Raw genomic sequence first — 24,577 nt, 5'->3', positions numbered from 1 at the left:
AAAGAGCCTTGAAGTATCTTCAAGGCTCTTTTGTATAGACTGCATTATAGGTATTGGCTATACGGAAAAGCTTTCGCCACAAGCACATGTGCGACTTGCATTGGGATTGTGAAATTCAAATCCCTTTCCCTCCAAACCGTCAGAATAATCAAGCTCTGTACCAGCCAAATACAAAAATGATTTAATATCCAAACAGACTCTTATTCCTTTATCTTCAAAAAATTGATCACCTTTTTTTTCTTCGTTGTCGAAGTTAAGCTTATAGCTTAAACCTGAGCAGCCTCCGCTTTCTACAGCAACGCGCACAAAGTAATTGCTGTCATATTGCTCATCCTTCATGATTTCCTCGATACGAGTTTTTGCCTTGTCAGTAACTGTAATCATAGTATTATCCTTTGTATACCGCAAAGATACGTACAATCTTGCTATATTTCTGCTGTAATAAAGTTTTTAGAATGTCATAAATTAATTGATCAGACTATCTTTGAACATTTGCCATATAGGCGATTGATCGCGTATTTTTTTGACAGCTTTTTTGATCATTTCTGCGCACTGGATAATCTCCTCTTTGGTGGTCAATAGGCTTAAGCTAAATCGAATAGCAGATAATGCGTTTTCTTTGGATTGTCCCATGGCCATTAGCACATGCGAAGGTTCCCTGGATCCGGTCACACAAGCCGAGCCAGAGGAAAGTGCAAGTTTGGGGCAGGCATTCATTATTTCACTGGCTAGGATATGTCTGAAGCTGATGTAACTGGTATTTGGTAGACGCGGTACATTTTTCCCGTGAATGATAATTTCGGGGATATCGTTTAGCAAATCTTCCAAGAGGTCACGGTTTCTTTCAACTGTGCTATATAGTGCTGGATGAATGAAGGAGATAGCCTTTCCAAATCCTACGATTGCAGGAACGTTGTATGTACCGCCCCTAAATTCATTTTCTTGGCCTCCACCTATAATAAGCGGGCTAATCTGAATCGGTCTCGACTTTCTCCGGATGTAGAGTGCGCCGACTCCTTTTGGCCCATGAACTTTGTGGGCACTTAAGCAGAGTATATCAATATTCAACTGCTGTAAATCGATATTGACTTTTCCGATGGCCTGTGTCGCATCACAAAAAAACAAAACATCTTTTTCGGTGCAGATTTCGGCAATATCCGTGATCGCAGACAATACACCTGTTTCGTTATTGGCCGCCATAATACAGACCAATATTGTTTGCTCGGTTATCGCACTTCTTAGATCATGCGGGGCAATCATGCCCTGGGCGTCTACTGGAAGATAGGTAACTTTTGCTCCTTTTTTAGCCAATTGCTCACAGCAACTTAATACGGCTTTGTGTTCTGTTGCGACGGTGATAATGTGCTTTCCTTTCGATTGATATTTTTCGAATATACCTTTAATGACGGTATTGATACTCTCCGTCGCGCCAGAATTGAAGAATATTTCTTTTGGAGCACAGTTAAGCGCAGCTGCAATATTGTTGCGGGCTTGCTGTACCGCTGCATTACACTCACGGCCCATTTGGTGATAGACACTTGATGCATTTGCATAGTTTTGGAGGAAGTAAGGTGTCATTTCGTTCCATACTTCATCCAAAATACGCGTCGTGGCATTATTGTCTAAATATATCATATCCTTCATTCGGATAAAGATATGAATAATGAAAGTTATGCTGAAGCCTTAACGTCAACTTCCTTTTTTTTGACATTTGGGTCATACCTTAAGCCTGGAGTTAACCAATACATCAGTATGATACGGGAATAGCGGTAGTTGAATGGAGACATTAACACAACGCTCATAATAGCGACTGTGGCATAGAGTATGAATGAAGAATCGTTGCCGGTTAAAATATAAGTTGCCATACAGGCGGTAACCATTTCAGCGATTGCAAAAGCATAGGTTACGTACATCGCACCATAGAAATATCCTGGTTCACGCTCATAGCGCAGGCCGCAGTATTCACAGTGGCTGTTCATTTTTTGGACTTTCATACCGTAGGCAGGTCCTTGATACACATGGCCGATTCTGCATCTTGGACATTTTGCTCGCCATGCAGCTTTAAATTCAGATAATTCGTATTTAACTTCTTCCATAGTTATAGTTGTTTTCTGAACTCTTCAGGTGTGAGTCCAGCAGATTTTTTGAAAAATTTAGTGAAATAAGAGTTGTCCTTAAATTGCAGTTCATCTGCAATTTCGGTAATATTTAAATTCCTATTGACCAGAAGTCGTTTCGCTTCAAGAACAATACGGTTCCGTATAATTTCTCCAGCAGATTGACCAATGTAGGATTTACAGATCGCATTGAGATGATTCGGTGTGATAAATAGCTGATCTGCATAAATGCTGGGCAGCTTTGTGGCTTTAAACTGCTGCTCAACTAATTGCTGAAAGCTATTGAATATTTTATGATTGTAAGGGTTGCCTTTTTCGAGGTGCTCCTTCTCTGTACCAATTGATATAAATAATATAAACTGCAACAAAAGTGTACGGATATAATCTTCCGATAGCCGCTCGGTTTTCGCAAATATGATTTGATCCAGAATAGCTGTTGCTTGATTTCGATATTGTTCAGCCAAAACGAATATTAGATGTTCAATTTTGCCCTGTAAAAAACTGAAGCGTTCGAGGTAATCCGTACGTAAAAGAAAGGATTGAAAATAGTCGATAGAGAAATTGACAACATAACCGGCTTCATCTCCCACAAAATTCCAGGTATGGACCTGACCAGGAACCATAAAATAAATCTGATAAGGCTCAATCTTATACTGATTAAAATCAATGATATGCTCGCCCGAACCTTGCGTGAAAAGAACAAAATGAAAAAAATTATGTTTGTGTGGAAACACCATATCCTGATGTTTGATGATATATGCTTTAAGATCATCAATATGAAGCGTTGTGTTATTGTTCAGGTCAATACTACAACTATCAAGAATAGGTATGGTGTTTTTTCTAATCATATGACAAAATTAAGTTAAATATTCTTTCTAAAGTGGTGTTTATTTTTTATTCTGTGGTGTTTTTCAATGATTTTGTCACTTTGATTACAAGAAGATCCTATTGGCAAAATCGTGTTCTTAGCTTTTATTCGGTATTGACACATGTTACTGCTCATGACGCAAACCAGATTGGGATTTGGAGCACATTGTTTATCGCTAAGTTTTCTGTTTTTGAATAGGATGTGGATATGATGTCTTAGGGACGCTTGAGTAATTTTGCGGGCAGAATGCTCCTATGGATGTTTGAGCATGCGATCAATACTCTTCGTACGGTAGAAATATAAAAGCGGAGGGGGAAATCACCTTGAGCGTGCTCCTCTCAACTGGAAACGTATGTAAAAGTCGCAGGCCACCTGTTTTATTCTGGTTCGGGCGATAGTGTCACGATATTGACTATTTGTGCCTGAACGAGAAGAGCTGATTAGCGAAATGCCCGAAATTCCACGCAGGAGAATATGCTGGAGTTGAAGAGAAAGGAAATTTATAGGACTTCCAATTTAATTAACGAAGCCCTTCCGAAAATTCAATCCTGATCATTTCCCAAGGCATTGAGGAGAACAAAGTACCTGTAGGCAATAATCGCCTGCTGGTACTTTTTTAATTTTAGAGGATCCATCTGACTGTATCGAGGTAAGATGGCCTTATTTAAGTTGTTCAACAGCTGATAAAATCTTCTTTTCATTCGTATATTTATTATTGGTATACTTCTTTATTGATGACTTGTGGCATTTTTTCACCTCTGATTGCTGCCAATAAATTGTTGGCAGCCATTAAGGCCATATTATCCCTGGTTTCTACGGTGGCAGACCCGATATGAGGAAGAATGCATACATTTTCCATTGCTAAGAGTGGATTATCTGGCCTCATCGGTTCAGGGTCTGTCACGTCAAGTCCTGCACCCCATAATTCGCCAGCCTGCAGTGCTGCTGTCAGGTCGAATTCATTGACCAATCCACCTCTTGCTGTATTCACTAATATAGCGGAGTTTTTCATGCGTGCAAATGCATTTTTGTCAAACCGCCTTTTAGTCTCCGCTGTCAAAGCAGCGTGTATGGAAAGTACATCGCTACGCATTAGCAATTCATCGAAATTTACATATTTGGCACCCAAAACTCGCTCTGCTTCCTCATTTCTGCTCCGATTATAGTAGATAATTTCCATGTTATATGCTGCTCTGGCTTTTCTGGCCAGTTCAAAGCCAATCCGCCCCAGTCCATAGATGCCCAGAGTTTTATTGTTGAGTTCGATCCCTAGGTTTTCAGTAGGATCGAACCCTTCCCATTTACCCTGCAATATTCTTTTATGGTTGAAAAAGGCTTTTCTCGATACCGCTAGCATTAAAAGAAAGGCGACGTCTGCGGTTGCCCCAGAAAGTATACCCGGGGTGTTGCTCACAGGGACCCGATGATGTGTTGCGGCTGCAATGTCCACATTATCATAGCCGACGCTCATGAGTGATAGGGCTTTAAGGTTGGGGCAGTTTTCAAAAAAATCGGCATCAAACTTTTGCATCCCACCGTTAAGGACGTAGTCGCATTGTTGGCAGGCTTCGATGAGCTCGTTTTCGGAAAGTGGGCTGGCCGATTCGTGAATTGTAATCTCGTGGCCTGCAGATTGCAATAGATCTATACCTTTTTGTGGAATTTTTTTTGTGATGAATATCTTCATGTATGTAAATGCTTTTTTATTCTTATAAAAACTTATTGTCATTAGGACAACAAAAAAAGCCATATTGTTGTTTCAATATGGCTTATTATTCGTGATGTTTTAATCTTTAATTCTGATGAAGGAGATAATTTAAAATAGCTTTACCCTGATCATCGGTAGAGATAGCTGAATTTGACAGCATGACCACTCCACTTTTTTTATCTGGGGATAAGGCGAGATACGAGCTACTTCCGGCCGTTGCGCCGTTGTGCCAGAAGACCGTAAGGTTGTCAATCAAATTCATATGCCATGCCAGGCCGAGGTCTGTGTCGGGTGGTAGAAAAAATGTAAATAATCTGGTATTTGCCATGGCATTTTCGAGTGGAGTCTGCGGCATCTTGAATTGCGCGTTCGCAAATTTCAGTAGATCCTCGAGCGTGGATTTTAGCGCACCAGCTGGGGCAAATACGTCAAATGACCAAGGTAATGCTTCGTGACCCTCTTTGTTGTATACTTTAAAAGTATCTTTCCTTTTAGGTTCTAATACTTGAAAAGTATTGTTCATTTCAAGTGGTTTACAAATGATATCCCTTACAAGCTGATCGTAACTTTTTTTATAAAGACTGCATATGATATCCCCGAGAACAGCATAACCTAGATTGCTGTACTCATACTCTTCGCCCGGATTTTTCTTGTTTTTAAATCCTGAAAGATAGTTGTAAAGTGCTTTTTTGTCATACGTTTTGTAAGGATCGTTCTCGTTGAAACCGTTTACTTTGTCAAAATTATCTGGAAGCCTCGGTAAGCCGGAGGTATGATTAGCCAACATTTGAAATGTTATTTTTGAAAGCTCTTCATTTTTTTTGAGTGAGTCAGGAAGGAATAGGGCTATAGGTTGATCTAAAGTGACTGTTCCTTCTTCGACAAGATTTGACAAAAGGATAGCGGTAAAAACTTTACTCAACGAGCCAATTTCATAAATAGACGTTTTTGTGGGCGGAGTCTGGTTTCCTTTGGCCGTCTCGCCATAAAGATAAGTTTTGGTTTGTCCATTCTTTATAATACCAATGGCAAGGGATTGTGTATTTTGTTGTTTGAGGTAAGCGTGCGCAACAGAATCAATAAACAGGTCGTCGTTATCTACCGATTTTTGTGTGGCAGGCACCATGATCGTTTTTTCGACTTGTGGTGTTGTAGTCGAAGGAGTAAACTTTAGCGTATGGAATTTTAGGGTCGGATCTGTTGCGAACAGGACATCGTAAGATTTGCTATCGAAATCCATCTGATAAGTTGCGATCCCTTTTTCAAATCCTTTTCGTGTTGAGCTTTTTACTCTTCCTAATGGGTATAGATTTTCGAGTACCTGCGTGAATCGAGAAAGATTAAATTGTTGTTTGAATGAATCGCTAGCCAAATTATAGGCTGAGTCAGTCATCTGCGAATTGATAAAAAACTCCAGCTTATTATATACTCCTCTGTTGATCTGTTCTTCGGAACTTGTTTGGGCGAAAGAGTACGATGAGATGCCCAGCAATATGAGTGTAATAAAATTTTTCATAACTATTGATGGGCACAAATCTACGGAATGTTTAAATTCCAATCAATTGTTTTAATCGCGCATAGCCTGATTTGCTGATGTTGAGCTTTTCGCCTGATACTAGTGCTGCAATGTAAGAATCCTTTTCATAAGGTTCTAGTTTGGCTAATTGATCGACTTTAATGATAAAAGAACGATGGATACGCACAAATTGATTTGAATCCAACGCTTTTTCAAAAAATGCCATGGTTTTATTTTTAAGGTACATACCGTCTTTAGTATGAATTTTAACATAGTCATCGTAAGATTCGAGATATTTGACTGTGTCAATTGGAATAATCTTGATCTGTGTACCTGTTTTGACAACAATACGGTCAATTTTTGTTTCGTCTTGGGCTGTAAGTACCTCATAATTGGGCTGTACTTTTTTTTCTGGAGCCGAGAAGTTTGTCCTAAATTTTTCTAATGCTTTTTTGAAACGCGCAGGTGATACTGGTTTTAACAGGTAATCTAATGCATTTTTTTCAAAAGCTTTTAAAGCGTATTCATCAAAAGCGGTCGTAAAGATAACGGCTGGCGGACTGTCTATGAGTTCAAGCATTTCGAAACCTGTTAATTTGGGCATCTGAACATCCAGAAAAATTAAGTCAGGTTCATGGGTATGAATAGCCTTAACGCCTTCAAAACCATCTCCACATTCGGCAACGACAGTTACATCGGTCTCGTTTTTTAAATAACCGGCAATAATGGAGCGTGCCAAGGGTTCATCATCGATAATAACGACTTTAATCATATTGAGGTATTTTTAGGGTACTGATAAATATATTGTCTAGTATTTGCGTTTCCAGCAGGTCATTTCTTCCATAGAGCAGATACAATCGACGTTGAATGCTCGAGAGTCCAAACCCGGTGCCTTTTTTTTGTTTTGATTGTTCTTCAGTGTCGAAAGGATTGGTGATTTGAATCCATAATTGACCTTCATTTGACTGGCATTTTATTTTTATTTCGACCTGATCCCTCACGTTGTAGAGTCCATGCTTAATAGCGTTCTCTACAAGGGGTTGGATGATCATTGCGGGTAGTCTGTTGTTAAAAATTTCTTCTGACGAAGAAATGGATGTATTTAGTCTGTGACCAAAACGTACTTTCTCGATATCGAGATAAAGCTGTAGATGGTCAAGTTCTTCTTCGAGTGTGATGATTTGGTTATTTTCCTTCCTTAACGTCCCTCTCAGAAAATCCGAGAGCTGGAATGTCATATTACGGGCTTCGTCGGGATTTGCACCAATAAGCGCTATAATGGAATTGAGGCTATTAAATAGAAAGTGTGGTTGCAATTGTTGCCTGAGATTGTATAATTCGGCTTCCCGAAGCAGATTTTCGGACTCTTGTTTTCGTTTGATATTATTGATATTGTCTTCTTGAATATTCCAAACGATGTTGATAATGGCAACCGATGTTAAAATGAGGAAATTAACAATGCCGCGATACGGTAAAGTTAAATCCAGAAGAGGGGTGAAGTTAGATTGAATAAAATAACTCATTAAGAATCGGCTTAATCCGATGCTTATTCCGCCCATGATTAAGCCGATAATCAATACTTTCCATATTTCCCTTGGTTGTGGGGTATAGAAGTTTAGTGCAGATGACATGCCATAACAGCAGAACATCATGACTACACTATTGATAAAGGAATCTTTGAATGCGAGTTGTTGGTCAAAGCCAGAACGAAGCATCAATAAGTATTGTAACGCGAGATATCCGATAAATACGGATATACATATAATGCCAATTAAACGACTTTTAACACTGAGGAACAGCTTGTTTTTCATTTATTAAGCATTTTTTATGGTTAAATTACCTAGAATACAGGTGCCTGTAATATAGATTTTTTTATCCGTATCGGGATTATAGATCGTTTGGAATCGGCGGTCATCGACAGATCCTAAGATGGAAGCCACGTTACTGAACACCGTCCAATGCGGAGGGATTATAATGCGTGCGCTACCAAACAATTGAAACGTATCGATCACAATCGGCTGTTGGATGTCAGCTTTTGTTAAATCCAGTTCTATACTTCCAAATACATTGGTCAAATTACCTCCTCTAAAATTTTTAGAGTAAATTACTTTCTTTTGTCCCGCAAAGATTGTATTCAGATTGAGGTTATCCTCAAACGACTGTTGAAAAGGATCTTTTCCTTTGTCGCCAAAAGCCTGCTGATTAGGCGAGGCTTGTTGGCTTGGATCGTATTGTTCATTAAATGGTCTTGATTCCTGGTCAGTAAGGCTAACGTCTGTATTCCCTTCGGTCGGCACAGTTACTCGCTTGTCCCAGTCGTAAGATCCTTGAGGCGGATTGGTGTAAGTGGGTGGAACCATCGGAGGTTTCCTTTTACTCATAATAAAGTAAATCCCAAGAGAAATGATAATGATAGGAACGGTTACCGAACCAAAGTCGGTACGCATCATTCTTGAGATGAGGCTTGCTCCACCGATGATCAATAGAATAATCGCCGATTTTTTCTGAAATTGGGAATTTATTCCAATGACTAATCCAATAATAATTAATATCGTTTGCCAACCAAATAACCAATCTGGAAACCAGCTTCCTAGATTTAGATTATTCAGTAATAAGAATATACCTACGATAATCACAATCGCTCCTACAATATTGCGGCTATTATTGCTGTTTGGTATGATGGGTTCTTTTTCCATAATGTTTTTACTATTTATGACTCAAAGATAGCGTCACCAATATATTCTACACATTTGCTTTAGGTAATACAACTTATATTTTCGGTAAATGTAATGATTTCGTCGGTAAAAAATCTCGTTGTTCAATTTTTCTCCCTATTATAAAAAGGAGTAGACTGCCATTTTTACGCGTTATTGTGTTTTTTTTTAATATTATTTGGTGGATTAAAATGAATTATTATATATTTATCAAAGATTAAGATTACTTTAAACTTAAATAACAACCAATGGGAGATTTTGAAAACAAAGAACGTGAAGAAGTTTTTTCAAAAAAGGTGAGAGCAGGTAAGCGTACTTATTTTTTTGATGTAAAAGCAACTCGATCGAACGATTACTACATTACTATCACAGAAAGCAAGAAGCGCTTTGAGGATGGCCAGTTTATTAAGCATAAGATTTTCTTGTACAAAGAAGATTTTGAAAAGTTCGCAGAAGGTTTGACGGATGTGGTGAACTACATCAAATCTAACCAGGAGGTAATCGAGAAACGTTATGAGCCTAACTTTGACGATGCATACGCTGAAGAAGCGGGAGCGCGTTCCAAAGACGATTTTTCGTTCTAGTATTGTAGAGCGAAATCTTAATGAAAAAAAGAAATAAAAGCCACTGATGTGGCTTTTTTATTGTTTGACGAGTATTCCCTGTATGCCGTCCTAGGATGAGACTAGCGGAATGCTTCGCAGAAAATCATTTAATACGATATTGAATTTTTCGGGTTCCTCAAGATTGGGCAAGTGACCAGATTCTTCAAATTCCACATAGCGGACATCGGGGATATTTTCGATGAGTATATTGGTCTGTTCCTCACTCATCAGCTTGTCGTGTTTTCCTTTTATAACCAATGTGGGGATAATAATTGTTTTTAGTGAATGGCTTGTGTCTGTCCGGGATGCGAGAGCGAGCTGTGTCGCGCAGATGCTGGCGACTTCATTTCTGCGTATACAGCTTTTGATCAGTTCAACAGCTTCGGGATTTTCGCGGATTGTTTTGTCGTGAAATAAATTGCCTATAAAACCAATGGCAAAAGGCCGTCTGCCATATTTTAGTAAAGCCTGGATAGAATCAAATCTTTTTTGCTTGGCTTTGTTGTCATCAGCAAGGGAATTAGTGTCGCATAGGATAAGCCCTTTAAGCTGTTGCCCGATCAATTCGTAGGTTCGCAGTGCGATGTAGCCTCCCATGGAAATGCCGCACAGGATGACGTGGTTGAGGTCGAGTTTGCGAATAAATTCTACCAGATCTTTGGCAAAGACATCAATGGAGAAAAAACCATGACCGTTGGTACTGAGGCCATGTCCTCGAACATCAATTGCTATACCCGTATAGTCTTCATCCAAATCTTGAAGCTGTTGTTTCCAGGTGTTTTTATTAAAAGGGAAACCGTGGATAAATATAATGGTTTTGGGGGAAGGGGCTAAGATGCTCGGTCTGATGTAATAGGAGATACTAATATCTCCAATGCGTATTTTACTGCGCTTTAATTCTCTTTTGTTCATGAATAATAGCATTTGTCCGTGTCTGAAAAAAAAAGTTGATATTTTAAATATAATATTATCAACGAGATAAAAGAAATGTTGTTGTGTAAAGTTGAAAAAAGAGAAAAAATGTTTGTTAAATTGATAAATATAACGATATTTGCATCACCAAAACGGAAATGAATACTCTTTTATTTTGGTTGCCTAGCGCTCCTAGCTCAATTGGATAGAGCATCTGACTACGGATCAGAAGGTTAGGGGTTCGACTCCCTTGGAGCGCACGATACAGATTCTGTACGATAAAAAAAAGGCATTCCTAGCTCAATTGGATAGAGCGTCTGACTACGGATCAGAAGGTTAGGGGTTCGACTCCCTTGGAGTGCACGTAATGAAGCCAGTCAATTTGATTGGCTTTTATTTTGGAAGCTGTTTACCAGTTGTCAAAGGAAGGCGATAGACTTCTTTTTGAAAAAAAATTTGTAAAAAAACGAATTCTGACTATATTTGCATCACCAAAACAAATGGGACAGAGTTCTAAACGTATTGGTTTATTGCGCTCCTAGCTCAATTGGATAGAGCATCTGACTACGGATCAGAAGGTTAGGGGTTCGACTCCCTTGGAGCGCACGACTGAAAAGCCTAGTCATCATCTGTGATTAGGCTTTTATTTTTTAACTCGTTTTAATTTCTTAAATAAAACTATGCTAAACCTTGTAATATTTGGCCCTCCGGGTGCAGGTAAGGGAACCCAATCTGCAAAGCTTATTGAAAAATATCAATTGGTACACGTTTCTACTGGTGATATTTTTAGAGCACATATTAAAGGTCAAACCCCGCTTGGTCAACAAGTGAGCCAGATTATTGCTGAGGGGAATTTAGTGCCAGATTCGATTACAATAGCAATGCTGGAGGAGGAAGTAAAGAAAAATCCAGATGCAAAAGGATTTATTTTCGATGGATTTCCTCGCACTGTTGCGCAGGCTGAGGCTTTGGATGCTTTTTTAGAAGGTATCAACACCTCCATCTCAGTCGTAATCGCACTGGATGTAAATGAGGATGAATTGAAAGATCGTATTGCCAAACGGAGGGAGATTTCTGGACGTGCGGATGATGACGCAGATAAATTAGTGAAGCGTATTGATGAATATTTCACAAAGACGATTCATGTATTGCCTTATTATGAGGCCCAGGGTAAGCTTTCTAAAGTGAATGGTATCGGCGAGATCGAGACTATCTTTAAGAGCTTAACCGATATCATCGATAATTATTAATTAAGGTAAATACTTTTTAGACTGTAATAAATTATAATGGCGCAAGGTTCGAATTTTGTTGATTATGTGAAAGTGTGTTGTCGTTCTGGACATGGAGGGGCGGGTTCGGCTCATTTGCACCGTGATAAACACACGGCTACAGGCGGGCCTGATGGTGGTGACGGCGGTCGTGGAGGGCATATTATCCTAAAAGGAACGACTAATCTCTGGACGTTACTTCATTTAAAATATCGTAAACATATTATCGCATCAAACGGTGAATCTGGAGGCAGCTCGCTGCGCACGGGTGCAACTGGTCGCGATGAGATATTGGAGGTTCCGCTGGGTACTATAGCAAAGGATGCGGAGACTGGCGAGGTGTTATTTGATATTACAGAGGAGGGTGAAACCAGGATACTGGTGCCGGGTGGAAAAGGTGGTCTGGGTAACTGGCATTTTAAGTCGCCTACGCAACAGACACCAAGGTTTTCGCAACCAGGCCTTCCTGGTAAAGAGCAGTGGATGATACTGGAACTGAAGGTTCTTGCAGACGTTGGATTGGTAGGATTCCCAAATGCGGGTAAATCGACGTTGCTGTCGGTCGTATCTGCTGCAAAGCCAGAAATCGCGAACTATCCCTTTACGACGCTCGTACCTAATTTGGGTATGGTGAGCTATCGGGACAATCGTTCCTTTGTAATGGCTGATATTCCGGGAATTATTGAGGGGGCTTCTGAGGGGAAAGGCTTGGGTTATCGTTTTTTACGACATATTGAGCGGAACTCAGTGTTGTTATTTATGGTCCCTGCTGATACGGACCGGACGATCCGTGAAGAGTATGCCATTCTTTTAAATGAATTGACCGCTTATAATCCTGAATTGGCCGATAAACCAAAACTGTTGGCTATTACCAAGTCTGATATGCTCGACGAAGAGTTGGAGAAGGAGATGGAACAGGAACTACCGGAAGATATTCCTTATATTTTCATTTCTTCGGTGACTGGTAAGAATATATTGCCATTGAAAGATATGATCTGGAAAGCGATCAACTCTTAAAATTCGAAAATATAAATAGTAAGGGCGCTTCAAGATACGATGCGCCTTTACTGTTTATGTTAATTTCCATAGGCAATAAAAAAAGAGATTTTTTTTTAAGTTTTTTTGCTAATTTAACTCCATTATTTTATCCATGATGGGAGGAAAGTTTCCATTCCGTCGCCAAACTAAATCTAAATGAAAACAGAAGACGAAAAGTATTGCGTGCAGTGTGGTAAATTGATTACGATCAAGGCCGAAGTTTGTCCGTATTGCGGTGTAAGACAGCCGATATTTTATGCTAACCAGCCCTTTCAGCAGCAAAATAGTACGTTCCAGGACGATAGATGGTTGCCGGCCCTGTTGTTTTGTATCTTTTTGGGGCCATTTGGTGCGCATCGGTTTTATTTGGGACAAATTGGTACGGCAGTTATTCAGTTGGTCACTTTAGGCGGCTGTGGTATTTGGTATCTGATCGATTTGATTATGATTATTGTCGGAAAATATAAGGATGCGGACGGCAATTATATCAAAAGTCCGATCAACAATTAATGATTATGTTTTTCCTGAAATATCTAAAACATCATTGGATATACTCGCTGATCATCGGGTATTTCGGGATCGCCATTGGCTTGCACCTTTTGGCAGATATACACATTCTTATCCCCTGTGTTTGGAAGGCGATAAGTGGATATAACTGTCCGGGCTGTGGCCTTACGCATGCTTTTATTGCGTTGTTGCACTTGCGGTGGCAAGAGGCGTGGTTAGAAAATCCATTGATTTACTTGATTGTGCCGGTGTTGACTGCGCTGACTTTGAGAGACTTTATTCGTTTTTGGCAGTTGGAATCAAGGTGAAATAAAAAAATGAAAAATGTTTTCACTTTTAAGCGATAAGTCTTAACTTTGTCTCCCGTGAAAATTAAAGAAAAGACTTTATTGGTAGGTGCCTTAGGAAACGGTTTGTCAATCGTGATGATGCATTGTTAATTGATATTTAGCCCATTTGAGGGCTTTTTTTATATCCAATCAAGAAGGCTTTAAAATTCATAAAAGTAAGGATACACATTTTATAATATTACATCGATAATGACCAACTACAGCAAATTGCCTGCAATTTTAGTTTTAGAAGATGGTACAGTTTATCACGGTAAAGCCGCTGGTAAAATTGGTACGACTACTGGGGAAATCTGTTTCAACACAGGGACAACCGGTTATCAAGAGATTTTTACAGATCCATCTTATTTTGGACAAATCATGGTAACGACCAATGCCCATATTGGTAACTATGGTATTGATGAGGACGATACCGAATCAAATCACATTCAGATTGCGGGATTAGTTTGTAAGAATTACAACATCAACTATAGTCGTAAAATGGCTGATGAATCTATCCAAAGCTATTTTGAAGAGGGGAATTTAGTTGGTATTTCTGATGTGGATACGCGTTCTTTGGTAAGACATATACGTGATAAAGGAGCAATGAATGCAATTATTTCTTCCGAAACATTGGATGTGGAAGCATTAAAGCGTCAATTGGCGGAAGTTCCTTCAATGGATGGACTCGAGCTGTCTTCAAAAGTAACGACAGCAGAACCTTATTTCTTCGGTAATGAAAATGCTTCGTTGCGTGTAGCGGTTTTGGACTTGGGAATCAAGAAAAATATCTTGCGGAATTTTGAAGCTCGGGATGTATATACGAAGGTATTTCCTGCGAAGACGACATTCGAAGAAATGGAACAATGGAATCCTGACGGCTACTTTATTTCCAATGGTCCTGGTGATCCAGCTCCGATGGATTACGCTATCGAGACAGTAAAAGCTATTTTGAACGCGAATAAACCAATGTTCGGCATTTGTTTAGGTCATCAGATCCTCGCATTGGCAAATGGTATCCGCACCAGTAAATTGCATAATGGGCACCGTGGGATCAATCACCCAGTGAAGAATATCATTGCTAATCGTTGTGAAATTACGTCGCAAAACCATGGTTTTGGGGTTGTAGCTGAAGACATTGAAAATTCTGATTGCGTTGAGGTAACGCATGTTAATTTGAACGATCAGTCTATTGAGGGAATCCGTATCAAAGGGCAAAAAGCATTCTCGGTGCAATATCACCCCGAATCATCACCAGGTCCTCATGACTCACGTTATTTGTTTGATGATTTTGTAGCACTGATCAAAAACTAAAACGTATAATATTATATAAAAACCCTTCATATTTTGAGGGGTTTTTTATTGAAGCCACCATACCAATTATTCAGAATACGCACATTTTATTCAGAATAAATAAGGGAATAAATACATTTTTTGTTATATTTGGTTGTGAAAAATGTCTGTAGATGAGAGTGTGTCTTATCTACACTAAGTAATGAAAATAAATTATAGTCTAATAAAGAGATGAGTTTAATTATCGATGTTCATGCGCGTCAAATTTTGGATTCGCGCGGTAACCCTACAATTGAAGTAGATGTTACTACACAAAATGGTTTTGTTGGTCGTGCAGCTGTACCTTCAGGTGCTTCAACAGGTATTCACGAAGCAGTTGAATTGCGCGATGGCGACAAGTCAACATATTTGGGAAAAGGTGTTTTGAAAGCTGTTGAGAATGTAAATACTACAATTGCCAAAGCTTTAGAAGGTGTAGATGTTTTCGAACAAAATGCCATCGATAAAATCATGATTGATTTAGACGGTAGCGAAAATAAAGGTAATTTGGGTGCAAATGCTATTTTGGGTGTATCATTAGCGGTGGCAAAGGCTGCAGCCCAAGAGTCACGCCAACCATTATACCGTTATATTGGTGGTGTAAATGCAAATACGTTGCCTATCCCGATGATGAATATTATCAATGGTGGTTCTCACTCTGACGCGCCTATCGCATTTCAGGAATTTATGATTATGCCTGTTGGTGCTCCTTCGTTCTCTGAAGCTTTGCGTTGGGGTACTGAGGTTTTCCATACGTTGAAAAAAATATTGCATGACAGAGGTCTTTCAACAGCTGTAGGTGACGAAGGTGGTTTTGCACCAACTTTTGAAGGTACTGAAGATGCTATTGAAACCGTGCTCAAAGCGATTGAAATTGCTGGTTACAAACCAGGTCAAGACATTTGTTTAGCATTGGATTGTGCTTCTTCTGAATTCTACAAAGACGGTAAATACGATTATGCCAAGTTTGAAGGGGATAAAGGTGCTGTACGTTCGAGCGAAGAACAAGCGAGCTATTTAGCAGAATTGACAGCAAAATACCCAATTATCTCTATTGAAGATGGTATGGCTGAAGATGATTGGGCAGGATGGAAAACATTGACAGACAAAATCGGTGACCATGTTCAATTGGTTGGTGATGATCTTTTTGTAACAAACACAAAGCGTCTTCAACAAGGTATAGATACGCATACTGCAAACTCTATTTTGGTAAAAGTAAATCAAATTGGTTCATTGACTGAAACGATCAACGCAGTGACTTTAGCACAAAATTCTGGATACACTTCTGTCATGTCGCACCGTTCTGGAGAGACGGAAGATGCTACTATCGCTGACTTAGCTGTAGCGTTAAACTGTGGTCAGATCAAAACAGGTTCTGCTTCCCGTTCTGACCGTATGGCTAAATACAATCAATTGTTGCGTATCGAAGAAGAATTGGGTGGTAATGCCCGTTTTATAGGTAAAAACTTTAAATACGCTAAAAAGTAAGCAAAAGCTTGTTTTTAAATATTAAAGCCGAAGTATATGCTACTTCGGCTTTTCTTTAGTAATGAATTTTCAAACGATTTTCTCGATGGTCAACTCATTTACGCTCGTGCTTTGTCTTTATTAAAACAGGGTATTGGGAGTATTTTTATTTGGATGAGTCAGATCCAAGTTTAATGTTGTGTTCAGTTTTTTGATAAAATGTGTCGCCAGTAGGGGGGATTCCACCTCAATGTTTTGGTGAATAAAGAAATACAGTTTTTGTAGGCCATTTTCTCGCCACAACTTCAACACATCGATCCATTGATCCAGTCTATCATAATCTGACGCGTGGTTGGCACCGACATAACGGATAAAAGCAGTAGGCGTGGTTAGACGCATATGCAACATATCTCGTCGGCCTGCAGTATCGACCAGAATATTAGTCACATTGGTCTCTTCCAACAGAGCATATAGTTCTTTTGTGACAGCGGGTTTTGAAAACCACTCTTTATTTCGCACTTCCAATGCCAGAGGAACTTCTGTAGGCCAGTCATGTAAGAATAGTTTTAAACGGGCCATATCCTTTGGGTTATAATTGTCATGCATCTGTAGGAAGGCCATACCCAGTTTTTCATCGAAATGAACGATAGCGTCTGTAAAAAGTTTCACCTTATCAGCAGTGTTTAACAATCGGCTGAAATGACTGATAGATTGTGGAATCTTTGGAAAGAACTTGAAGTTAGCAGGTGTTTTATGTTTCCAGGTCTCCACCTGATCTATGCTAGGCGAATTGTAAAATGTAGCATTGAGTTCGATGCTGTTAAATTGTGTGGAGTAATACGCAAGTTCATCTTTTGTACCTCTCGGGTAAAAACCTTTTAAATCCTGTTTATTCCATTTTGCACAACCTACATATACCTCGAAAGGCTTGTCATTTTTGAAATGCTGCAATAGGTTTAATGTTTCTGGTGGAGTTGGGGGAAGGGTAAAGTCGATTTCCTCAGGATGTTCTACTTGGCCGAATTTCATATCAGTTTTTTCTTAATTTATAATCAAATAATACATGAGCCAACAGGGCCAAAAGCGTATAGCATGTACCTACGAAAATAACGCCTGGCCATTGAAAGTGTTGCCATGCCTGTGCAGCAAAAAAGGTGCCTGTTGATCCGCCAATAAAATAGCTGACCATGTATACCGTGTTAAGTCGGTTATTGGCGCCAAGGTTTAGTGCATAGAAATCACTTTGGTTTAGGATGTGCATGGATTGTAGGCCAAGGTCAATCAAAATAACGCCGAAGATCAGTCCCCAATAATAATTACCAAAGAGGGCAAATAACAACCAGCTAAACAACATTAATAGAATAGCGTACAGGATAATTTTTGCTTTGCTCATGTATACAGTCAGTCTATTGACGAAAGCAGCGGCTAGTGCGCCGCATGCGCCTACGAGGCCAAATGCTCCGGCGGTTGCCGGGCCATCAAAGAAAGGTGGGGCCGCAAGGTGGAACACAAGTGTTGTGAAGAATGCAGAAAAAGCGCCAAAGCCCATGGCTCCACGGAATGCAGCTAATTGCAGTACGGGCTGTTTCTTGGCAAAGCCCCAGACCGAACGCATCAATTCGCTATAGGTACCTTTAAAATTAGGCATCACTTCAGGTAACCTGATGGCTATGGCTATGGCCGTAACGATCATGATTACTGCGGCGATCCAGTACATTTCACGCCATCCGAAATAAGAACCGATAAATCCGCTTAAAACCCGCGAAAGTAATATACCGATCAGCAGACCCGACATGACCATTCCTATGGCCGAAGCCTGCTTTTCTTTCTGCGCAAGTTCCGCAGCCATAGGAACAAAAACTTGAGGAATAACGGACGTAAAACCTATCAAAAAGCTGAATATTAAAATCGATAGAATTGAGGTGGAAATAGCCATACCTATTAAGGAAAAGATAATAAAAACGAAGTCGATCAAGATCATTTTTTTCCGTTTAAACATGTCTCCTAAAGGAACAATCAGTAAGAGACCAAATGCATATCCAATCTGAGTCAACATAGCTGAATTGCTAACCGTAGCCTCATCAACATGGAGGTCTTTGGCAATCAATCCTAGTAAGGGCTGATTGTAATAATTGTTGGCGACAACCAAACCAGTGGCGATGGTCATAAGCCACAAGGTTGCTTTCGGTAATTCTTTTTTTGAATCTATTGTTTGCAACATGGGTGTTTAATGTAATTCATCCCAAAGATCCTGAAACTTCTGTTTCAACGCTGCCACTTCTTCCTCCAATTGAGCTACTCGATCTAGTAAGAGCTGGTCATTTGAGGCGCTGCCCACGGGACCGCTAGTTTCATAAACTTCAAGATTGATTTCTCCCAATAAATGAATATAGCGGACTTCTTTATGTCCCATCTGTTTCGGTAAAGATTTAATGTAACCTTCTTGGGTTAATTTTTCCAATTGTGCATTGATTTCGCTCAATGACTCAAATTCATACAATCTTCCGGAGTTTGAGTTGATTTCACCTGCGGTCATTGGCCCCCTAAGAAGCAATAAACAAATAATGGATAATTCAGAAGGCACGAGTGGAAACTGGATGGCAAAATTGTGTTTATACTTCGTGACACGTGACCCGCCACCTATAACAGTAGCGATTAAGCCCTTTTTCTTCAATACATCCAGCGTAGCAACAATATCTTCTTCTGTATACTGTACAACTGGCTTACGGGAAGTTTTTTGATTACAAGCAGCTTGTAAGCTGTTGATGGTCATTGGGTAATATTCAGGGGTAACTCTCGATTTTTCGATTAGTGAGCCTAGCACACGTTGTTCCATGGCAGACAATTGAGGCAAATTAGTTGTTTCCATTTATTTTCAATAATAAAAATTTATGATCGAGTACAAGTATGCTGTTATGGTGTAATAACATTGGCTTGCCGGTTGTTCTTTCTCAAAGATGCCCTTTTTCTCATATAACTCCAAAGATCCAATCGATATTGTTGAAATAAATTGGTACGGGTTATGTATTTAGATTTCTTATATTCGCATGAGTAATATAAGATTTAAGGTGCTTAAGATAGCTTTTCGTCCAGAATTTGTCCACCCCCTAAAAGAAGGGCATCGTTTTCCGATGTTGAAGTATGAGCTCATTCCTCTACAGTTAAAACATGAAGGGATGGCGGATGAGTCTAATTTTTTCAGTCCTGAACTTGCGAGCTTTGAATCCTGTTGTCTGGTGCATGATCCGGTATATGTAAGGCAGTTATTTGAGCTTACACTGGATTCCAAAATGGTCCGTAGAATAGGTTTTCCATTGACCCAAGGTCTTATTGACAGGGAACGCTATATTCTCGATGGGACAATCCAAAGTGCAAACTATGCAAGGGCGTATGGGGTATCATTTAATATTGCCGGAGGAACCCATCATGCTGGCTATGATTTTGGTGAAGGCTTTTGTTTGATAAATGATCAGGCAACCGCAGCTGGGTACCTACTGAAGCAGCAATATGCCAGTCGTATCCTGATCATTGATCTGGATGTACATCAAGGTAATGGTACTGCGCATATTTTTAAAGGACATCAGCAGGTATTTACATTTTCGATGCATGGCGAGAAAAATTATCCCTTTATCAAACAGCGATCGCATCTGGATATCGGTTTATCAGATGATATCTCGGATGCAGAATATCTTGGTTTATTGGAAGATAACTTAGCGGATATATTCAGGAAATTTGAGCCTGACTTTGTTTTCTACCAAGCTGGGGTGGATATTTTAGAAACAGATAAGCTAGGGAAGTTAAATTTAAGTATTAGCACCTGTCGTCGCAGAGACGAACTGGTCTTTGAGATATGCCATAAAAACGGCATCCCTATTCAGGTAAGCATGGGAGGAGGCTATTCTCCCGAAATTAAAGATATTGTCAATGCACATTGTCAGACTTTTAAAATAGCAATAGATTTATATAATTTATAAGATAAAAATATGTTTTTTCACCAAGATGCAACTTTTGAAGCGTTATCTATTCATCGCGTGGGTAATAAGGCCCAGGATGAATTTTATATTTTGTCAGATGCCCCCGTTTCTCTTGCGGAAGATGAAGTGCTACCTGGGCTACTGATGCAATATTTTATGAGTCCCTTTGCAAAGGTGAACGAGGTATATCGTCTGTATCATCCCAATGAAGAATTAGAGCTGAATGAGATTTTCTATTTTGTAAGACAGTATTTCAAGAATCAGCTTCCATTTCATGATTTTTCCCAACAAATTTCAAAACACCTGTATGAAGTTTCCAATCATCCTAAAATCAAAGCAGGAGAGGTGTATGTCGTAGCGTTGAAGAACGTTCAGATCGAAGGGGAAGAATATGATGCCATCGGTATATTCAAATCCGAGAATAAAGAAACTTATCTGAAAGTATATCCAGAACAAGGTGCATTTTTATTGGAGTATGAACAAGAAGCAATTAATATTAATAAACTGGATAAAGGCTGTATTATTATCAATGTAGAAGAGGAAGAAGGATATAAGGTATTGGTGCTTGACCAGACAAATAGGCAGCAGGAGGCGGTTTACTGGAAGGATGATTTTCTTCAATTGCGCGTGCGCAATGATAACTTTAATCAAACAGGCAATTATCTGAAAGTTTATAAGAATTTTGTGGAGCAAAAATTGGATGAGACTTTTGAATTGGAAAAAGCGGACAAGATTGATCTGTTAAATAAATCCATGAACTACTTTAAGGAAAAGGAAACATTTGTACAAGAAGAGTTTGAGGAGGAAGTGTTGGGGAATCCACAGGCAATTGCTTTATTCCAAGATTTTAAAGCTGGTTTTGAGGATGAATTTGACACGCCATTTCAGGCAAATTTTGAAATAGCAGACAAAGCCGTAAAAAAAATGGAATCTTCTTACAAGTCTGTTTTAAAGCTTGATAAGAATTTTCATATCTATGTTCATGGTAAACGTGAATATCTGGAAAAAGGTTATGATGAGGATAAGGGTATGAATTTCTATAAGGTTTATTTTGAGAACGAAAGTTAATCGTTTTAATTATTGAATGGAAAAGCGGGATAAAATAGCAGTTTTTACTTTTTTCGCTCTATTTATTGGGACTTTATTTTTCTCCGTGACCGAGAAAAACAGCCAATGGATTGAGGTCTTTTATGCACAGGGATTTTATCGTTTTTATAGTCATGTGCCGAGGTTTGTGTTTGGTTATATTCCCTTTAGTCTAGGCGATCTCTTGTATGTTGCAGTTGTTGTGTTTTTTTTCTATTTAGCTGCGAAATTAATTGGAAACATATGGAAAAGAAGATGGAAAAGATTTGTTCGATTAGTATTGTCCATGATCAATTTGTTATTCGGACTCTATTGTTTCTTTTACCTATCTTGGGGGCTCAACTATTACCGTCAGCCAATCAGTACAAATGTACATCTGCAAGTCGATAGCTTAAGACTAGCGGATTATCTAATGGTATTGAATGATTTTTTGGATAGTACAAATACCTTGCGTGAACATGTAAATCCATCGCAATGGGAAGAGCGTAAAGAGTTTATTCAAAAAGAGTTGACAAGATGGGTCAAAAACGATACAACGTTTGCGGATTTTTTATCAACAGATCAAATTGGCGTAAAATCACCGATTAATAGCCGTATGGTTTCTTTTTTTGGTGTGTCGGGATATTTTAATCCATTTACCCACGAAGCTCAAGTGAATAAAGCCATGCCAGCAACTTTTTTACCATTTACTACTGTGCATGAACTTGCTCACCAGCAAGGCATCGGTTTTGAAGATGAGGCAAATTTTATTGCTTTCGTGCGCTTACAGAATCATCCTCAAACCTTTTACCGGTATTCGGCCTATCTACAGACCTCCCTATATATGTTGCGTGAGCTTCAGGGCATGTATCCTGAGTTATGGAAAGATTTTAAAGGGCGATTAAGTGTAAAGGTGTTGAGAGACTTAGCAGGAGAAAGACAATTTTGGAGTCAATATACTGGGTGGGTCGACGATGTAATGGGCTTGTTCTATAACCAATACCTAAAACACAATAATCAGCAGGAAGGAATAGCCCGATATGATCGGATGACGCGGCTGGTATTGGCCTATGAGCTTAAAACAAGAGCGTGTAGGCAGTAGGATAGGGATTATATATAAAGCCGTATTAAAAAAACAATACGGCTTTTTTATGATTTTAACTTTAGTGTTATTGGGTTGAAATTAGTTCAAATGTTCCTTCTGTTCCGGGGCTCCCAGAGAAAATTTGCCCTTGAGGTAGTCCTCTTAATCCGGTGGGGGCGGTTTTAATCCGGTCGTAAATATTTCTTAAGTCCGAATTTGCATTGACGGCACGTCCACCTGCTACTACATCTGCATAAATATAATTTGTCGCTTTCTTGTCCGTTGTTTGAGGTTTAATACTTCCGTTTGTTAAAGTGACTTTAACTTTTCCTCCATTTCCGTTCGGAAAAGTTTTGGTTCCATTGAAAGCGTCATCTCCTTTTGCAATGATATATAGGGACCCTAATTTTTGAAAATTAGCACTGATGTCAAAATTAGTTCCGTTATTCTTCCCATCTGTTCCATGGATAGTTGCTTTGTTTCCAATTTCAGCATAACCAATGGTGAGCTTAACATTTTTCTTACCATAGAAAGAAAAAGTAGAATTATCCTTCATGATCAAGGTATCGATGTGTATAGCGACAGTAGAATCTCTATTATCGATATTTTTTTTTGCCTTTTTACCAATTTCTAATTTAGAAATATGTTGTACTTCCTGTGCTTTACCTGTTAAGGTCATTGCAAAACAAAGAAAAAAGCCTAGAATAATTTTACATTTCATAACCCTTTTAATTAATAGTGACTACTGATAGTTTGACAAATGAAAGGTAAAAGAGTTTAAATTTTAGCGAGATATTTTACAATCAATTTGGCAGTTTTCTCTGAAGCCCCAGGAGAACCCAGTTTTTCGGCAAGGATATCGTAGTTTTCCATCACACTTTCGCGATGCATTTTGTTATTGATCAATTCACCTACTTCATAGGAAATATCATACGCTGTGCAGTCGTCTTGAATCAATTCCCTTACTGATAAAAAGTTATTGATTAGATTTACGAGCGAGATAAATTTGACTTTGACAACTAGTTTAGCTATCCATACCGATATTGGGTTAGCTTTATAGACGACTACCTGGGGTACTTTCAAAATACCTGTTTCGAGCGTAGCAGTTCCACTCGTAACGACTGCGGCTTCCGCGTTATTGAGAATATCGTAAGTTTGATTGAAAACTATGGGAATATCGATACCTTTAAAAAACTGCTTGTAGAACGCTTCATCAAAATTGGGAGCACCTGCAATTACAAATTGATGAACAGGAAAAAAGAACGGAAGTTCGGCCATGATAGGCAGAATATTAGTAATTTCCATTTCCCGGCTTCCCGGCAAGAGGGCGATGAGTGGTTTTTCTGAAAAACCATTTTCTGCTCTGAAATTGGGGTTGAATTGGTAGGTTGAAATCGCATCTAATAGTGGGTTTCCAACATAATCTACGGGCATGCGCCATTTTTTGTAAAAATCCACCTCAAAAGGCAGAATGCAAAACATGTGATCGACAATCCGTTTGATTTTCTTTACACGGCCTTGATTCCAGGCCCATACTTTAGGGGAAATATAATAGCAGGTTTTAATTCCATGTTTTTTCGCAAAATCAGCAATTTTCAAATTGAAGCCAGGGAAATCTATCAGAATGACAGTATCTGGTTTTTCTTTTAATAGATCATTTTTAACTTGTTTGAGGTTCCTTGATATCTTTGGCAGATTTTTTATAACTTCTATAAAGCCCATAAAAGCCATTTGCGATGTATGAATTAATGGCTTTTTCCCAGCCTCTTCCTGCATTAGATTTCCTCCAACAATTTGAAAAGTTGCATCGGGATCTTCAATTTTTAATGCTTTAATAAGGTTTGCACCGTGTAAGTCTCCTGAAGTTTCGCCTGCTATAAGATAGTATTTCATATGTCAATGATTTATTCTTTAATCATCCCATCGAATATACCTTTCTATTTTAAAATCGGGTGTAGTTTTAAAATGGATATTCCCTTGAAATGATTGTTTATGAACTGTTAAAGATAAGATTATTCTAGGCATATGATGAATTTGCCTATAATATTCCATATATTTAATCAAAGATGGTCAACT

Annotated in this window: 27 protein-coding genes and 3 tRNA genes; 13 read left to right on the top strand and 17 right to left on the bottom strand. The window is 39.0% G+C overall.

The annotated features are described in order from the left end of the window. Nucleotides 1-57 precede the first annotated feature (57 nt). The 10 genes from B2W36_RS01380 to B2W36_RS01335 all read right to left on the bottom strand — a co-directional run bounded on the left by B2W36_RS01380 (nucleotide 58) and on the right by B2W36_RS01335 (nucleotide 8,905). Nucleotides 58-384, bottom strand: coding sequence for a HesB/IscA family protein (locus B2W36_RS01380; RefSeq protein ID WP_293886192.1), 327 nt, complete (start codon nucleotides 382-384; stop codon nucleotides 58-60). Nucleotides 385-465: 81 nt separating this feature from the next. Next, on the bottom strand, nucleotides 466-1,635 hold the full coding sequence (locus B2W36_RS01375; RefSeq protein WP_293886191.1) for a cysteine desulfurase family protein: 1,170 nt from the start codon (nucleotides 1,633-1,635) through the stop codon (nucleotides 466-468). Between the two features lie 35 nt (nucleotides 1,636-1,670). After that, nucleotides 1,671-2,096 carry a DUF983 domain-containing protein gene (locus B2W36_RS01370; protein WP_209574781.1) on the bottom strand — a complete coding sequence of 142 codons (426 nt, stop codon included), beginning with the start codon at nucleotides 2,094-2,096 and terminating at the stop codon, nucleotides 1,671-1,673. Between the two features lie 2 nt (nucleotides 2,097-2,098). Continuing rightward, the gene (locus B2W36_RS01365) at nucleotides 2,099-2,965 is read right to left on the bottom strand and encodes an AraC family transcriptional regulator (protein WP_293885048.1); all 867 of its coding nucleotides are present in this window, start codon (nucleotides 2,963-2,965) and stop codon (nucleotides 2,099-2,101) included. A gap of 562 nt (nucleotides 2,966-3,527) precedes the next feature. Further along, the gene (locus tag B2W36_RS01360) at nucleotides 3,528-3,686 is read right to left on the bottom strand and encodes a hypothetical protein (protein ID WP_209574778.1); all 159 of its coding nucleotides are present in this window, start codon (nucleotides 3,684-3,686) and stop codon (nucleotides 3,528-3,530) included. A gap of 11 nt (nucleotides 3,687-3,697) precedes the next feature. Continuing rightward, nucleotides 3,698-4,672 carry a 2-hydroxyacid dehydrogenase gene (locus B2W36_RS01355; RefSeq protein WP_293886190.1) on the bottom strand — a complete coding sequence of 325 codons (975 nt, stop codon included), beginning with the start codon at nucleotides 4,670-4,672 and terminating at the stop codon, nucleotides 3,698-3,700. Between the two features lie 106 nt (nucleotides 4,673-4,778). After that, on the bottom strand, nucleotides 4,779-6,209 hold the full coding sequence (locus B2W36_RS01350) for a serine hydrolase domain-containing protein (RefSeq protein ID WP_293886189.1): 1,431 nt from the start codon (nucleotides 6,207-6,209) through the stop codon (nucleotides 4,779-4,781). Nucleotides 6,210-6,240: 31 nt separating this feature from the next. Further along, on the bottom strand, nucleotides 6,241-6,981 hold the full coding sequence (locus tag B2W36_RS01345; RefSeq protein ID WP_209574772.1) for a LytR/AlgR family response regulator transcription factor: 741 nt from the start codon (nucleotides 6,979-6,981) through the stop codon (nucleotides 6,241-6,243). Next, complete coding sequence (locus tag B2W36_RS01340; RefSeq protein ID WP_293886188.1) at nucleotides 6,974-8,020, bottom strand: sensor histidine kinase; 1,047 nt, start codon at nucleotides 8,018-8,020, stop codon at nucleotides 6,974-6,976. The genes B2W36_RS01345 and B2W36_RS01340 overlap by 8 nt, the downstream gene beginning before the upstream one ends. A 3-nt stretch (nucleotides 8,021-8,023) precedes the next feature. Next, a complete protein-coding gene (locus tag B2W36_RS01335; RefSeq protein ID WP_293886187.1) occupies nucleotides 8,024-8,905 on the bottom strand; it encodes a LiaF transmembrane domain-containing protein in 882 nt (293 codons plus the stop codon). Between the two features lie 266 nt (nucleotides 8,906-9,171). Between B2W36_RS01335 and B2W36_RS01330 the strand changes: the two genes are divergently transcribed. Further along, entirely contained in the window at nucleotides 9,172-9,507 is a 336-nt protein-coding gene (locus B2W36_RS01330) for a DUF3276 family protein (RefSeq protein WP_209574768.1), read from the top strand. Nucleotides 9,508-9,597: 90 nt separating this feature from the next. Here the strand turns inward: B2W36_RS01330 and B2W36_RS01325 are convergent, their stop codons facing one another. Next, nucleotides 9,598-10,440, bottom strand: coding sequence for an alpha/beta fold hydrolase (locus B2W36_RS01325; protein ID WP_293886186.1), 843 nt, complete (start codon nucleotides 10,438-10,440; stop codon nucleotides 9,598-9,600). Nucleotides 10,441-10,626: 186 nt separating this feature from the next. Between B2W36_RS01325 and B2W36_RS01320 the strand changes: the two genes are divergently transcribed. The 6 genes from B2W36_RS01320 (at nucleotide 10,627) to B2W36_RS01295 (ending at nucleotide 13,256) form a co-directional block, all read left to right on the top strand. Next, a tRNA-Arg gene (locus B2W36_RS01320) sits at nucleotides 10,627-10,700 on the top strand. A gap of 29 nt (nucleotides 10,701-10,729) precedes the next feature. Next, a tRNA-Arg gene (locus tag B2W36_RS01315) sits at nucleotides 10,730-10,803 on the top strand. A 169-nt stretch (nucleotides 10,804-10,972) separates the two neighbouring features. Then, a tRNA-Arg gene (locus B2W36_RS01310) sits at nucleotides 10,973-11,046 on the top strand. Between the two features lie 74 nt (nucleotides 11,047-11,120). Then, the gene (locus B2W36_RS01305; protein ID WP_293886185.1) at nucleotides 11,121-11,690 is read left to right on the top strand and encodes an adenylate kinase; all 570 of its coding nucleotides are present in this window, start codon (nucleotides 11,121-11,123) and stop codon (nucleotides 11,688-11,690) included. A 36-nt stretch (nucleotides 11,691-11,726) separates the two neighbouring features. Continuing rightward, complete coding sequence (gene obgE / locus B2W36_RS01300; protein ID WP_209574762.1) at nucleotides 11,727-12,725, top strand: GTPase ObgE; 999 nt, start codon at nucleotides 11,727-11,729, stop codon at nucleotides 12,723-12,725. 177 nt (nucleotides 12,726-12,902) lie between these two features. Continuing rightward, a complete protein-coding gene (locus tag B2W36_RS01295) occupies nucleotides 12,903-13,256 on the top strand; it encodes a TM2 domain-containing protein (RefSeq protein WP_293886184.1) in 354 nt (117 codons plus the stop codon). Between the two features lie 23 nt (nucleotides 13,257-13,279). On the opposite strand, the gene B2W36_RS01290 is transcribed toward B2W36_RS01295, so the two are convergent. After that, nucleotides 13,280-13,426, bottom strand: a complete 147-nt coding sequence (locus B2W36_RS01290) for a hypothetical protein (RefSeq protein ID WP_293886183.1) — start codon at nucleotides 13,424-13,426, stop codon at nucleotides 13,280-13,282. On the opposite strand from B2W36_RS01290, the gene B2W36_RS22605 reads away from it, so the two are divergent. The 3 genes from B2W36_RS22605 to eno all read left to right on the top strand — a co-directional run bounded on the left by B2W36_RS22605 (nucleotide 13,361) and on the right by eno (nucleotide 16,399). Continuing rightward, nucleotides 13,361-13,561, top strand: a complete 201-nt coding sequence (locus B2W36_RS22605; protein WP_414712058.1) for a DUF2752 domain-containing protein — start codon at nucleotides 13,361-13,363, stop codon at nucleotides 13,559-13,561. The genes B2W36_RS01290 and B2W36_RS22605 overlap by 66 nt on opposite strands. 231 nt (nucleotides 13,562-13,792) lie before the next feature. Further along, a complete protein-coding gene (carA, locus tag B2W36_RS01285) occupies nucleotides 13,793-14,893 on the top strand; it encodes a glutamine-hydrolyzing carbamoyl-phosphate synthase small subunit (RefSeq protein ID WP_209574758.1) in 1,101 nt (366 codons plus the stop codon). 210 nt (nucleotides 14,894-15,103) lie between these two features. Next, nucleotides 15,104-16,399 carry a phosphopyruvate hydratase gene (gene eno, locus B2W36_RS01280; protein WP_293886182.1) on the top strand — a complete coding sequence of 432 codons (1,296 nt, stop codon included), beginning with the start codon at nucleotides 15,104-15,106 and terminating at the stop codon, nucleotides 16,397-16,399. 120 nt (nucleotides 16,400-16,519) lie between these two features. Here the strand turns inward: eno and B2W36_RS01275 are convergent, their stop codons facing one another. Genes B2W36_RS01275 through B2W36_RS01265 form a run of 3 tightly spaced genes read right to left on the bottom strand, consistent with a single transcriptional unit; the run spans nucleotide 16,520 to nucleotide 19,247 of the window. Beyond that, the gene (locus tag B2W36_RS01275) at nucleotides 16,520-17,407 is read right to left on the bottom strand and encodes a DUF72 domain-containing protein (protein ID WP_293886181.1); all 888 of its coding nucleotides are present in this window, start codon (nucleotides 17,405-17,407) and stop codon (nucleotides 16,520-16,522) included. Between the two features lies 1 nt (nucleotide 17,408). After that, nucleotides 17,409-18,599, bottom strand: coding sequence for an MFS transporter (locus tag B2W36_RS01270; RefSeq protein ID WP_293886180.1), 1,191 nt, complete (start codon nucleotides 18,597-18,599; stop codon nucleotides 17,409-17,411). A 6-nt stretch (nucleotides 18,600-18,605) separates the two neighbouring features. After that, nucleotides 18,606-19,247, bottom strand: a complete 642-nt coding sequence (locus B2W36_RS01265; protein ID WP_293886179.1) for a YceH family protein — start codon at nucleotides 19,245-19,247, stop codon at nucleotides 18,606-18,608. A gap of 178 nt (nucleotides 19,248-19,425) precedes the next feature. On the opposite strand from B2W36_RS01265, the gene B2W36_RS01260 reads away from it, so the two are divergent. Genes B2W36_RS01260 through B2W36_RS01250 form a run of 3 tightly spaced genes read left to right on the top strand, consistent with a single transcriptional unit; the run spans nucleotide 19,426 to nucleotide 22,519 of the window. Further along, nucleotides 19,426-20,352, top strand: coding sequence for a histone deacetylase family protein (locus B2W36_RS01260; RefSeq protein WP_293886178.1), 927 nt, complete (start codon nucleotides 19,426-19,428; stop codon nucleotides 20,350-20,352). Nucleotides 20,353-20,361: 9 nt separating this feature from the next. Next, nucleotides 20,362-21,420, top strand: a complete 1,059-nt coding sequence (locus B2W36_RS01255) for a nucleoid-associated protein (protein WP_293886177.1) — start codon at nucleotides 20,362-20,364, stop codon at nucleotides 21,418-21,420. Nucleotides 21,421-21,436: 16 nt separating this feature from the next. Beyond that, complete coding sequence (locus B2W36_RS01250; RefSeq protein ID WP_293886176.1) at nucleotides 21,437-22,519, top strand: DUF3810 domain-containing protein; 1,083 nt, start codon at nucleotides 21,437-21,439, stop codon at nucleotides 22,517-22,519. A gap of 67 nt (nucleotides 22,520-22,586) precedes the next feature. Here the strand turns inward: B2W36_RS01250 and B2W36_RS01245 are convergent, their stop codons facing one another. Together B2W36_RS01245 and lpxB are read right to left on the bottom strand one after the other, a co-directional pair. Then, nucleotides 22,587-23,222: a hypothetical protein gene (locus B2W36_RS01245; RefSeq protein WP_209574742.1), complete on the bottom strand. Its 636-nt coding sequence runs from the start codon at nucleotides 23,220-23,222 to the stop codon at nucleotides 22,587-22,589. A gap of 56 nt (nucleotides 23,223-23,278) precedes the next feature. Beyond that, a complete protein-coding gene (gene lpxB / locus B2W36_RS01240; RefSeq protein WP_293886175.1) occupies nucleotides 23,279-24,394 on the bottom strand; it encodes a lipid-A-disaccharide synthase in 1,116 nt (371 codons plus the stop codon). Between the last annotated feature and the right edge of the window lie 183 nt (nucleotides 24,395-24,577).

Origin of the sequence: Sphingobacterium sp. UBA3549, assembly GCF_002376635.1 — a bacterium.
In the GTDB taxonomy this organism is placed as follows: domain Bacteria; phylum Bacteroidota; class Bacteroidia; order Sphingobacteriales; family Sphingobacteriaceae; genus Sphingobacterium.
The sequence above is the reverse complement of the archived record's forward strand: the minus strand, read 5'-3'. Positions and strand labels throughout refer to the sequence as shown.